This is a genomic window from Shigella sp. SIG3 (assembly GCF_053555855.1).
Window position 1 is genome coordinate 15,409 of record NZ_JBQZXE010000039.1, and the last position, 12,626, is coordinate 28,034.

9 protein-coding genes and 2 pseudogenes are annotated in these 12,626 nt (G+C 52.0%); 7 read left to right on the plus strand and 4 right to left on the minus strand.

The annotated features are described in order from the left end of the window. Nucleotides 1–148: 148 nt before the first annotated feature. The 6 genes and pseudogenes from ygiW (at nucleotide 149) to ACUU1I_RS09530 (ending at nucleotide 8,666) form a co-directional block, all read left to right on the plus strand. Nucleotides 149–541, plus strand: coding sequence for an OB fold stress tolerance protein YgiW (gene ygiW / locus ACUU1I_RS09505; RefSeq protein WP_000712660.1), 393 nt, complete (start codon nucleotides 149–151; stop codon nucleotides 539–541). Nucleotides 542–593: 52 nt separating this feature from the next. Next, nucleotides 594–1,076, plus strand: a complete 483-nt coding sequence (locus tag ACUU1I_RS09510; protein WP_000183494.1) for an AraC family transcriptional regulator — start codon at nucleotides 594–596, stop codon at nucleotides 1,074–1,076. Between the two features lie 545 nt (nucleotides 1,077–1,621). Continuing rightward, on the plus strand, nucleotides 1,622–3,880 hold the full coding sequence (parC, locus tag ACUU1I_RS09515) for a DNA topoisomerase IV subunit A (protein WP_152030582.1): 2,259 nt from the start codon (nucleotides 1,622–1,624) through the stop codon (nucleotides 3,878–3,880). Between the two features lie 233 nt (nucleotides 3,881–4,113). Then, nucleotides 4,114–4,851 (plus strand): 1-acylglycerol-3-phosphate O-acyltransferase, encoded by a 738-nt coding sequence (gene plsC / locus ACUU1I_RS09520; RefSeq protein ID WP_000965712.1) that lies wholly within the window; start codon nucleotides 4,114–4,116, stop codon nucleotides 4,849–4,851. Between the two features lie 74 nt (nucleotides 4,852–4,925). After that, complete coding sequence (gene ftsP / locus ACUU1I_RS09525) at nucleotides 4,926–6,338, plus strand: cell division protein FtsP (protein ID WP_000059395.1); 1,413 nt, start codon at nucleotides 4,926–4,928, stop codon at nucleotides 6,336–6,338. A gap of 110 nt (nucleotides 6,339–6,448) precedes the next feature. Next, nucleotides 6,449–8,666, plus strand: a pseudogene (locus ACUU1I_RS09530) (YgiQ family radical SAM protein). Between the two features lie 42 nt (nucleotides 8,667–8,708). On the opposite strand, the gene yqhH reads toward ACUU1I_RS09530, so the two are convergent. The 4 genes from yqhH to yqhD form a co-directional block, all read right to left on the minus strand. Then, nucleotides 8,709–8,966: a lipoprotein YqhH gene (gene yqhH / locus ACUU1I_RS09535; protein ID WP_000848528.1), complete on the minus strand. Its 258-nt coding sequence runs from the start codon at nucleotides 8,964–8,966 to the stop codon at nucleotides 8,709–8,711. 50 nt (nucleotides 8,967–9,016) lie between these two features. Continuing rightward, nucleotides 9,017–9,943, minus strand: coding sequence for a YbjP/YqhG family protein (locus ACUU1I_RS09540; protein ID WP_000691643.1), 927 nt, complete (start codon nucleotides 9,941–9,943; stop codon nucleotides 9,017–9,019). Between the two features lie 199 nt (nucleotides 9,944–10,142). Beyond that, on the minus strand, nucleotides 10,143–10,970 hold the full coding sequence (dkgA, locus tag ACUU1I_RS09545) for a 2,5-didehydrogluconate reductase DkgA (RefSeq protein ID WP_000013139.1): 828 nt from the start codon (nucleotides 10,968–10,970) through the stop codon (nucleotides 10,143–10,145). Between the two features lie 104 nt (nucleotides 10,971–11,074). Beyond that, nucleotides 11,075–12,238, minus strand: coding sequence for an alcohol dehydrogenase (gene yqhD / locus ACUU1I_RS09550; RefSeq protein WP_001058808.1), 1,164 nt, complete (start codon nucleotides 12,236–12,238; stop codon nucleotides 11,075–11,077). A gap of 193 nt (nucleotides 12,239–12,431) precedes the next feature. Here yqhD and ACUU1I_RS09555 point away from each other — a divergent pair. Continuing rightward, nucleotides 12,432–12,626, plus strand: a pseudogene (locus ACUU1I_RS09555) (AraC family transcriptional regulator); the annotation flags it as partial.

Here is a 12,626-nt window from a genome sequence, read left to right on the forward strand (position 1 = left end):
TTCATCCCTGCGATAACCGTATTTGCTGCCAGTAAACCGTGTTGTAACGCGCTCTGTACAGCATTAAATTTTATTTTTTTCCCTTAAGAAGTTGTTAAGGACTATCTTGTTAAATGCTCGGAAACAGACATTAAAGGGAGTAATAAACATGAAAAAATTCGCAGCAGTAATCGCAGTAATGGCCCTGTGCAGTGCACCGGTGATGGCAGCAGAGCAGGGCGGTTTTTCTGGCCCATCGGCAACGCAAAGTCAGGCCGGAGGATTTCAGGGGCCGAACGGCAGCGTAACGACTGTAGAAAGCGTAAAATCCCTGCGTGACGACACCTGGGTAACCCTGCGCGGCAATATCGTTGAACGCATCTCTGACGATCTCTACGTGTTTAAAGATGCCAGCGGTACTATCAATGTTGATATCGATCACAAACGCTGGAACGGTGTGACGGTGACGCCGAAAGATACGGTTGAGATTCAGGGTGAAGTCGATAAAGACTGGAATTCTGTTGAAATTGACGTCAAACAGATCCGCAAAGTAAATCCGTAATTGTTACCGCTCCCGGGACGCGTTCCCGGGAATAATTTCGCAGGGAGGCAAAATGACAAACCTGACACTGGATGTAAACATTATCGATTTCCCATCAATCCCTGTGGCGATGTTGCCGCACCGCTGTAGCCCTGAGTTGCTCAACTACAGTGTGGCGAAATTTATCATGTGGCGTAAAGAGACGGGGCTTTCTCCTGTTAACCAAAGCCAGACTTTTGGCGTCGCCTGGGACGACCCTGCCACCACCGCACCGGAAGCGTTTCGCTTTGATATCTGCGGCAGCGTTAGCGAACCGATTCCCGATAATCGTTATGGTGTGAGCAATGGTGAACTTACCGGTGGACGTTATGCCGTGGCCCGCCACGTTGGCGAGCTGGACGATATTTCACACACGATATGGGGCATTATTCGCCACTGGCTGCCTGCAAGCGGCGAGAAAATGCGTAAAGCACCGATTCTGTTTCACTACACCAATCTTGCCGAAGGGGTGACAGAGCAGCGACTGGAAACGGATGTTTATGTGCCGTTGGCGTGATGGGGAATCTTTACCGGAGTGTGAGCCAAATCACTCGCGATAAGTTTGAGCGAACAATGTCACAGGCGTATTGTTGTTGGGCTTATAATTTCTCCGGTAAGGAATACCATGTATACGCGAAATTTATTATCCGGTGCGCCGTAAGCCGTCTCGGGGGTATCCATGAGCAAGCCGCACTTATGGCAGGAGGCGCGGGGCACTGGTGGAGACACAGCTAAACTGGGCTGAACCGTATACTTACAGTCGACTACTTTGATGCTTTAGGCTTCCCTGGACTCGCATAACCTCAACTTCTCGAATCGCCCGGAGCGGACCCCCATGCCGAGTGGTGTGGCATGGGCGCAACCTTGTGCTGCCCTCTATGCCGATCAAGTCTACAGCAAAGAGTTGTATATCAAGGCACATTGATGCCTTTATCGCCGTCGGAGCACGTCCGGCGGCGCTATTCACGCTGATCTCCTGTGACTCGACGCGGCAGATAATGTAGTATCTCCGGCAATATTGCCCCTTTGAAGGCTGGCGAATAAGTTGAGGAATCAGAATTAATGAGCGATATGGCAGAGCGCCTTGCGCTACATGAATTTACGGAAAACGCCTACTTAAACTACTCCATGTACGTGATCATGGACCGTGCGTTGCCGTTTATTGGTGATGGTCTGAAACCTGTTCAGCGCCGCATTGTGTATGCGATGTCTGAACTGGGCCTGAATGCCAGAGCCAAATTTAAAAAATCGGCCCGTACTGTCGGTGACGTACTGGGTAAATACCATCCGCACGGCGATATCGCCTGTTATGAAGCGATGGTCCTGATGGCGCAGCCGTTCTCTTACCGTTATCCGCTGGTTGATGGTCAGGGGAACTGGGGCGCGCCGGACGATCCGAAATCGTTCGCGGCAATGCGTTACACCGAATCCCGGTTGTCGAAATATTCCGAGCTGCTATTGAGCGAGCTGGGGCAGGGGACGGCTGACTGGGTGCCAAACTTCGACGGCACTTTGCAGGAGCCGAAAATGCTACCTGCCCGTCTGCCAAACATTTTGCTTAACGGCACCACCGGTATTGCCGTCGGCATGGCGACCGATATTCCACCGCATAACCTGCGTGAAGTAGCTCAGGCGGCAATCGCATTAATCGACCAGCCGAAAACCACGCTCGATCAGCTGCTGGATATCGTGCAGGGGCCGGATTATCCGACTGAAGCGGAAATTATCACTTCGCGCGCCGAGATTCGTAAAATCTACGAGAACGGACGTGGTTCAGTGCGTATGCGCGCGGTGTGGAAGAAAGAAGATGGCGCGGTGGTTATCAGCGCATTACCGCATCAGGTTTCAGGTGCGCGCGTACTGGAGCAAATTGCTGCGCAAATGCGCAACAAAAAGCTGCCGATGGTTGACGATCTGCGCGATGAATCTGACCACGAGAACCCGACCCGTCTGGTGATTGTGCCGCGTTCCAACCGCGTGGATATGGATCAGGTGATGAACCACCTCTTCGCTACCACCGATCTGGAAAAGAGCTATCGCATTAACCTCAATATGATCGGTCTGGATGGTCGTCCGGCGGTGAAAAACCTGCTGGAAATCCTCTCCGAATGGCTGGTGTTCCGTCGCGATACCGTGCGCCGCCGACTGAACTATCGTCTGGAGAAAGTCCTCAAGCGCCTGCATATCCTGGAAGGTTTGCTGGTGGCGTTTCTCAACATCGACGAAGTGATTGAGATCATTCGTAACGAAGATGAACCGAAACCGGCGCTGATGTCGCGGTTTGGCCTTACGGAAACCCAGGCGGAAGCGATCCTCGAACTGAAACTGCGTCATCTTGCCAAACTGGAAGAGATGAAGATTCGCGGTGAGCAGAGTGAGCTGGAAAAAGAGCGCGACCAGTTGCAGGGCATTTTGGCTTCCGAGCGTAAAATGAATAACCTGCTGAAGAAAGAACTGCAGGCAGACGCGCAAGCCTACGGTGACGATCGTCGTTCGCCGTTGCAGGAACGCGAAGAAGCGAAAGCTATGAGCGAGCACGACATGCTGCCGTCTGAACCTGTCACCATTGTGCTGTCGCAGATGGGCTGGGTACGCAGCGCTAAAGGCCATGATATCGACGCGCCGGGCCTGAATTATAAAGCGGGTGATAGCTTCAAAGCGGCGGTGAAAGGTAAGAGTAACCAACCGGTAGTGTTTGTTGATTCCACCGGTCGTAGCTATGCCATCGACCCGATTACGCTGCCGTCGGCGCGTGGTCAGGGCGAACCACTCACCGGCAAATTAACGTTGCCGCCTGGGGCGACCGTTGACCATATGCTGATGGAAAGCGACGATCAGAAACTGCTGATGGCTTCCGATGCGGGTTACGGTTTCGTCTGCACCTTTAACGATCTGGTGGCGCGTAACCGTGCGGGTAAGGCTTTGATCACCTTACCGGAAAATGCCCATGTTATGCCGCCGGTGGTGATTGAAGATGCTTCCGATATGCTGCTGGCAATCACTCAGGCAGGCCGTATGTTGATGTTCCCGGTAAGCGATCTGCCGCAGCTGTCGAAGGGCAAAGGCAACAAGATTATCAACATTCCATCGGCAGAAGCCGCACGTGGCGAGGATGGTCTGGCGCAACTGTACGTTCTGCCGCCGCAAAGCACGCTGACCATTCATGTTGGGAAACGCAAAATTAAACTGCGTCCGGAAGAGCTACAGAAAGTCACTGGCGAACGTGGACGCCGCGGTACGTTGATGCGCGGTTTGCAGCGTATCGATCGTGTTGAGATCGACTCTCCTCGCCGTGCCAGCAGCGGTGATAGCGAAGAGTAATATGCCGGGGAGGGCGCTGTTTCCTCCCGCTAGCAAGGAACGCCGGATGAAACGTTAAGTCGTCATCCGGCAGCGTATTCAACCCCCGGAAACGATAAAAATTCCCTTGAAACCGTTGTTTATTCATGCGTTGCGATTAACAATACGCTTTTCCAGAGAGCGGCTTTTAACAATGCCCTAACCTGATTTCAGGTGACGTACAATGCCAGTCTCTCAGACCTTCAGAGGGTGTTATGCTATATATCTTTCGTCTTATTATTACCGTGATTTACAGCATCTTAGTCTGTGTATTCGGCTCCATTTACTGCCTTTTCAGCCCGCGTAACCCGAAACATGTGGCCACCTTTGGGCATATGTTTGGCCGTCTTGCGCCACTGTTCGGCCTGAAAGTTGAGTGCCGCAAACCTGCAGATGCTGAAAGCTACGGCAATGCTATCTATATCGCTAACCACCAGAACAACTATGACATGGTGACAGCATCGAACATTGTGCAACCGCCGACGGTGACGGTAGGTAAAAAGAGCTTGCTGTGGATCCCCTTCTTCGGGCAGTTGTACTGGTTAACCGGCAACTTATTGATCGACAGAAACAATCGCACTAAAGCTCACGGCACCATTGCGGAAGTCGTGAATCATTTCAAAAAACGCCGTATTTCCATCTGGATGTTCCCGGAAGGAACCCGCAGCCGTGGTCGCGGCCTGCTACCGTTCAAGACTGGAGCATTTCACGCGGCAATTGCGGCGGGCGTCCCGATTATTCCCGTGTGCGTCTCTACAACTTCGAATAAGATTAATCTTAATCGACTGCACAACGGTCTGGTGATTGTCGAAATGCTGCCGCCAATTGACGTCAGTCAGTATGGCAAAGATCAGGTTCGTGAGCTGGCTGCCCATTGTCGTTCGATAATGGAACAAAAAATCGCCGAGCTCGATAAAGAAGTCGCAGAACGCGAAGCCGCCGGAAAAGTTTAAGTCGGCAATCTGTATTTTTGCGGGGAACACTTTCCTGCACGGTATTACTTTAGCCAGTTTTACATGGAGCAAATATGTCACTCAGTCGGCGTCAGTTCATTCAGGCATCGGGGATTGCACTTTGTGCAGGCGCTGTTCCCCTGAAGGCCAGCGCAGCCGGGCAACAGCAACCGCTACCCGTTCCGCCGCTACTTGAATCTCGCCGTGGGCAACCGCTGTTTATGACTGTACAACGTGCGCACTGGTCATTTACGCCAGGGACACGCGCGTCGGTCTGGGGAATCAATGGTCGTTACCTGGGGCCGACTATCCGCGTCTGGAAGGGCGACGATGTTAAGCTTATTTACAGCAACCGCCTGACAGAAAATGTCTCAATGACGGTGGCCGGGCTACAGGTACCAGGCCCGCTGATGGGCGGTCCGGCACGGATGATGTCGCCAAACGCTGACTGGGCACCCGTACTGCCTATTCGCCAGAACGCAGCTACTCTGTGGTATCACGCCAATACTCCCAACCGCACGGCTCAGCAGGTCTATAACGGCCTTGCCGGAATGTGGCTGGTGGAAGATGAAGTCAGCAAGTCGCTGCCTATCCCCAACCATTATGGTGTGGATGATTTTCCGGTCATTATCCAGGATAAACGGCTGGATAACTTTGGTACGCCAGAATACAACGAACCGGGAAGCGGCGGCTTTGTTGGTGATACGCTGCTGGTTAACGGTGTACAAAGCCCGTACGTTGAAGTCTCGCGTGGCTGGGTGCGCTTGCGACTGCTGAACGCGTCGAACTCTCGTCGCTATCAACTACAGATGAGCGATGGTCGCCCGTTACATGTGATTTCTGGCGATCAGGGATTCCTGCCTGCTCCTGTATCGGTGAAGCAACTTTCGCTGGCACCGGGCGAGCGCCGCGAGATTCTGGTGGATATGAGCAACGGCGATGAAGTGTCGATCACCTGTGGCGAAGCGGCGAGCATTGTTGATCGTATTCGCGGCTTCTTTGAGCCATCCAGTATTCTGGTTTCTACCTTGGTGCTAACGCTGCGCCCAACCGGCCTTCTGCCGCTGGTCACAGACAGTCTTCCGATGCGCTTGCTGCCAACTGAAATCATGGCTGGTTCGCCAATTCGCAGTCGCGATATCAGTCTGGGTGATGACCCGGGTATTAATGGACAGCTGTGGGACGTCAACCGTATTGATGTCACCGCGCAGCAAGGAACGTGGGAACGCTGGACGGTACGCGCGGACGAGCCGCAAGCGTTCCATATTGAAGGCGTAATGTTCCAGATCCGTAACGTGAATGGCGCGATGCCGTTCCCGGAAGACAGAGGCTGGAAAGATACCGTTTGGGTTGACGGACAAGTGGAGCTGCTTGTTTATTTCGGTCAGCCTTCCTGGGCGCACTTCCCGTTCTACTTCAACAGTCAGACGCTGGAAATGGCGGACCGTGGCTCGATTGGGCAACTGTTGGTCAATCCGGTACCGTAATCTTCATACTCGCCCGAGGAGGGCGAGTATGGAATACCTTTCGATTTCTCTTTCGTTCCGGCTTATAATCCCCGGCCTTTGATTATTTTTTTATCATTTCTGGAAGCAAAATGAGCTCTATCTCCCTGATCCAACCGGATCGCGACCTGTTCTCCTGGCCGCAGTACTGGGCCGCCTGTTTTGGACCGGCACCGTTTTTGCCGATGTCTCGTGAAGAGATGGATCAACTTGGCTGGGATAGCTGCGACATCATTTTGGTTACTGGCGACGCGTATGTCGATCACCCAAGCTTCGGGATGGCGATTTGCGGTCGTATGCTGGAAGCGCAGGGCTTTCGCGTCGGGATCATCGCCCAGCCGGACTGGAGCAGCAAAGACGACTTTATGCGTCTGGGTAAACCGAATCTGTTTTTTGGTGTTACTGCTGGCAACATGGATTCGATGATCAACCGCTATACCGCCGATCGCCGTTTACGTCATGATGATGCCTACACGCCAGATAATGTCGCGGGTAAGCGACCGGATCGCGCCACGCTGGTTTATACCCAGCGTTGTAAAGAGGCGTGGAAAGATGTGCCGGTGATCCTCGGCGGTATTGAGGCTAGCCTGCGCCGTACCGCGCATTATGATTACTGGTCCGATACCGTGCGCCGTTCCGTTCTGGTAGATTCGAAAGCCGACATGCTGATGTTTGGTAACGGTGAACGTCCGCTGGTGGAAGTAGCGCATCGTCTGGCGATGGGCGAGCCGATTAGTGAAATCCGCGATGTGCGTAATACCGCAATTATCGTAAAAGAGGCGCTGCCTGGCTGGAGCGGTGTGGATTCCACCCGTCTTGATACCCCAGGGAAAATCGACCCAATCCCGCATCCGTATGGCGAAGATTTGCCGTGTGCGGATAACAAACCTGTTGCGCCGAAAAAGCAGGAAGCGAAAGCTGTAATCGTGCAGCCACCGCGCCAGAAACCGTGGGAAAAAACCTACGTATTGCTGCCTTCTTTCGAGAAAGTGAAGGGCGATAAAGTGCTGTACGCCCATGCTTCGCGCATTCTGCACCACGAAACCAACCCAGGCTGCGCCCGCGCATTGATGCAAAAACACGGTGACCGCTATGTGTGGATCAACCCGCCTGCTATCCCGCTTTCTACCGAAGAGATGGACTGCGTTTTTGCGCTGCCGTACAAGCGCGTGCCACATCCGGCCTATGGCAATGCCCGTATTCCGGCTTACGAAATGATCCGTTTTTCGGTCAACATTATGCGCGGCTGCTTTGGCGGCTGTTCTTTCTGTTCTATTACCGAGCACGAAGGGCGCATTATTCAGAGCCGTTCGGAAGATTCGATCATTAATGAGATCGAAGCGATCCGCGACACCGTTCCAGGTTTTACGGGCGTGATTTCCGATCTCGGTGGGCCAACTGCCAACATGTATATGTTGCGCTGCAAATCGCCACGCGCTGAACAAACTTGTCGCCGTTTGTCGTGCGTTTATCCGGATATTTGTCCGCACATGGACACTAACCACGAACCGACGATCAACCTCTATCGCCGTGCGCGTGATCTGAAAGGCATTAAAAAAATCCTTATCGCCTCAGGCGTACGTTATGACATCGCCGTGGAAGATCCGCGCTATATCAAAGAGTTGGCGACCCATCACGTCGGCGGTTATCTGAAGATTGCTCCGGAACATACCGAAGAAGGGCCGTTGTCGAAGATGATGAAGCCGGGCATGGGCAGCTATGACCGCTTTAAAGAGCTGTTCGATACCTACTCGAAACAGGCAGGTAAAGAGCAGTATCTGATCCCGTATTTCATCTCTGCGCACCCCGGTACGCGTGATGAAGATATGGTGAATTTGGCGCTGTGGCTGAAAAAGCATCGTTTCCGTCTCGACCAGGTACAGAACTTCTACCCATCGCCGCTGGCGAACTCAACCACCATGTATTACACCGGGAAAAAACCGCTGGCGAAGATTGGTTATAAGAGCGAAGACGTCTTCGTACCGAAGGGCGACAAACAGCGTCGTTTGCATAAAGCGTTGTTGCGTTACCACGATCCGGCAAACTGGCCGTTAATCCGCCAGGCGCTGGAAGCGATGGGCAAAAAGCATCTGATTGGCAGCCCGCGATTGCTTAGTGCCTGCGCCAACCATTGAAGAGATGCGTGAAGCTCGTCGCCAGAACCGCAATACCCGTCCGGCGTTGACTAAACATACGCCGATGGCGACTCAGCGTCAGACGCCTGCTACGGCAAAAAAAGCGTCGTCTACGCAATCTCGTCCGGTGAATGCTGGTGCGAAGAAACGCCCTAAAGCGGCGGTTGGACGTTAAAAAAAATCCCCGGCAACTGACATGCTGCCGGGGATTTTTTTATCATTCTGCGTACATACGCAAGCAGCGCAGGCAATCAAAATAGTCCTGTGCATCAAGACGCGTATTGGCTCTGTTAGCTTCGGATTTGGCAGCATAGATTTGTGGGCGTAGTGCTTTCATATCCTGCTCAAGCCGGGCGATTTTGGCATTTAATGTTTGTACATTGCTCGCCAGTTGATTGACCTTTTGCTCATTGACGCAGCCACTGAGCAAGCAGGTTGCCAGAACAACAGCTCCCACGGTGAAAATCGTTTTCATATAGTGTTCCCTTTTATTTATTGTTCCGGCTAATTGTTATTTAATTCAGCTCATTGCTTTAATCTGGCGGCGGTTTTTGCCTCAATCAGCTTAAGTAGGCTGCCGCTGTTCGGGCGGATAAAATCAGCGATTTCCCACTTACCTTCGCGCCGCTGTAAAACCAGCTCTTGCTCTTCATTGTTGCCATTGGTCAGCGTAAAACGAACATGAATGCGGGCGGAATCGGCGGTTTTCTCCAGGACTCGAATTTCATCAACGCGTGAAAATAGCGACTCTTCGCCAAAACAGATCGGATTGTCGTAAATAAATTGCCGTTCTATTTGCATATCTTCATCGGGATTATTGGCCGTCTTGAAGGTGGTTTTATAGAAGGCATTAACCGCCTGGCGGTAAGAGTCGGAAACCACCCACGTCCACGGCCAGCTATAATCAGCAATATGTTCAAAGAGTTCAGCAACAAAGGATTCTGGCTGTTCTTTCTGCAACGAAGCTAAAGCGGCCAGCGTTTTTTCATTCTCGCTATTAACTGCTTGTAAGACGCTGCCATGATTGCTGACAATATCATCAATGACCCAACGACCATTTTCCGCCACCATTTTCAGTGTCTGTGTGGTCTTTTCTTTATCATCTTTAAAGATACGAAAGCGCACAACGGCATCGGCATGATCGACGTCAGTTTGGGTTATCGCTACGCTTTCTAACACCAGATCGCCAAAATCCTGACAATCACAAACCGGATCATAATCCAGCCAGCCAATATTGCCCGGTAGTGTAAGATTGTTGTTCAGGGTAAGCGCCTGTTGAATACGCGCTGAAGTTATCGCCCGCTCTCCGGTTTCACCGAAATAAGGCGTACTGGCATCTGATTTATAGTTCTGATAAATCTGCCGGACTGTTTGTTCTACGGTCTGTGAAGGAGGCTGCGCGTGTACGGTAAAACTTGCCAGGGCTGCTAAAAACAGAAGTATTATTTTCATCTGTTTTTCACCTCTCCGTTGCGTTTATCCCGGATATAGATGAGTTGTTCTTTTAAGAGCTTCCGGCTCTGCATGATGATGTCCTTATATTTGGCATTCCTGAACAAGGAAGAGTAACAACGGGCGGGACGCGAGGGGAATAAATGATTTCTGAAAAGTCCGGTAGCGGAACATTACCGCCACCGGGAGAATTTGCACGTTAGCCGCCGAACTGGTCAGGATCGGGACCGAGACGCTTGCCCTGATCGAGTTTTGCAATTTTGCCGAGTTCGTCTTTGTCGAGACGGAAATCCCAGACATCAAAGTTTTCGGCAATACGTGAAGGTGTGACCGATTTCGGGATCACCACCAGGCCGCTATCCAGATGCCAGCGGATAACAATCTGCGCCGGGGTTTTGCCGTATTTATCTGCCAGATCGCGAATGACTTTCTGATCGAAAACGCCTTTTCCTCCTTGCGCTAATGGGCTCCAGGATTCGGTCTGGATTTTGTGTGTCGCGTTCCAGGCGTGTAGCTGGCGTTGTTGCATCAGCGGATGAAGTTCGATCTGGTTTATCACAGGCGTCACGCCAGTTTCATCAATCAGGCGTTGCAGGTGATGGATCTGGAAGTTGCACACGCCGATGCTTTTGATTAATCCCTCTTTTTGCAATTCGATCATGCCTTTCCATGCTTCGACATAATGGTCGATAGCGGGAACGGGCCAGTGCATTAAGTAGAGGTCGATATAATCAAGCTGGAGTTTTTTCAGGCTGTCGAGCAGGGCTTCGCGGGGGCACTTGTGGTCGTCGTTCCACAGCTTAGTGGTGATGAACAGTTCTTCTCTGTTGACTGAGGCATTTTTCAGGGCTTTGCCGACACCTTCTTCGTTCTTGTAGGCCGCGGCGGTATCAATCGAGCGATAACCCACTTCTAACGCTTTTTGAATGGCGGTGATTACTTCCTCATTACTTGCTTGCCAGACGCCCAGTCCCAGCTGGGGCATGACATTGCCATCCTGTAGCTTAATAACGGTTGGATTAGCCATACGTTCCTCCTTTATATGAACTCACCGGAGCAGGCTCCGGTGAGGTGTTGTGAACTTAAGTCTGGACGAAATGCCCGAAAACGAAAGTTTGAGGCGTAAAAAGCTTAGCGGGCGGCTTTGTATATACGGCGGCTGACATCCAACGTAATGTCATGATTTTCGCCCAGTTGGGTCATGCCGTGCTCTTCCAGTTTTTTCAGCAAAGCCGGGATGGAGCTGCCGTCCAGACCGTAGTCGGAGAGGTGGGTCGGCACGCCTAATTGCTCAAAGAAATTGCGGGTTGCGGCAATCGCGGCGTCAATACGCTCATCGTCGGAACCTTCAGTGATGTTCCAGACGCGTTCAGCATATTGCAGCAGCTTAGCGCGCTTGGTCTCGCGTTTTTCATTCCACAGTGCAGGCAGGACGATAGCCAGTGTTTGCGCGTGATCCAGACCGTGCATCGCAGTCAGTTCGTGGCCCAGCATATGCGTTGCCCAGTCCTGCGGTACGCCAGCGCCAATCAAACCGTTCAGCGCCTGAGTCGCCGCCCACATGACGTTGGCGCGCACATCGTAGTTTTCTGGCTCTTTCAGGGCTTTCGGACCATCTTCGATTAGCGTCAGCAAAATGCCTTCTGCGAAACGGTCCTGAATTTTGGCATCAACCGGTTTGGTAACATACTGTTCCACGGTGTGTACAAAGGCGTCCACTACGCCGTTAGCCACCTGACGCGGCGGCAGGGTGTAGGTATAAACCGGATCGAGCACGGCAAATACCGGCTGAACATGTGCAGAATGGAACGCCTGCTTGTCGCCTGTGGTTTTACGGGAGATCACCGCGCCTGCGTTGGATTCTGAACCGGTTGCTGGCAGCGTCAGCACACAGCCCATCGGGATGGCGCTTTTAATCTCTTTACCGCCCGTTTGCAGAATGTGCCACGGATCGATATTTTCCGGATAGTTAGCCGCTGCGGCGATAAATTTGGTGCCGTCCAGTACAGAACCGCCGCCAACCGCCAGCAGGAAAGTCACTTTCTGTTCGCGAACCAGTTTCACGGCGTTCATCAGCGTTTCATAAGCCGGGTTTGGCTCAATACCGCCAAATTCCAGCACGTCCATGCCTTTCAGGGCATCCAGAACTTGATCGAGAACGCCGGTTTTTTTCACGCTGCCGCCACCGTAGGTAATCAATACGCGAGCATCGTGAGGAATTTGTTCGCGTAAACCAGCGATTGCGCCTTTACCAAACAGAATGCGGGTTGGGGTGTGCAGATTAAAGTTGTTCATTACTTGCTCCCTTTGCTGGGCCAATATGAGGGCAGAGAACGATCTGCCTGATGTTTTTCATTGTGATCGCCAGCGCCCTAGCTCTCAATGCTCATTTCTGCCAATGTCTTGCCTATTTCTCCAGAGTGCTGGAGAAATGCTACAAAATTGCGCACAATCAAATTGCCGCATTATTCCTAAGAAATTACGCGATATGAAACGTGAAGAGATTTGTCGCTTGCTGGCGGATAAAGTTAATAAACTGAAAAATAAAGAAAATAGTTTGTCAGAACTGTTGCCCGATGTGCGTTTGTTGTATGGCGAGACGCCTTTCGCACGTACACCGGTGATGTACGAGCCTGGCATCATAATTCTCTTTTCCGGGCATAAAATCGGTTATATCAATGAA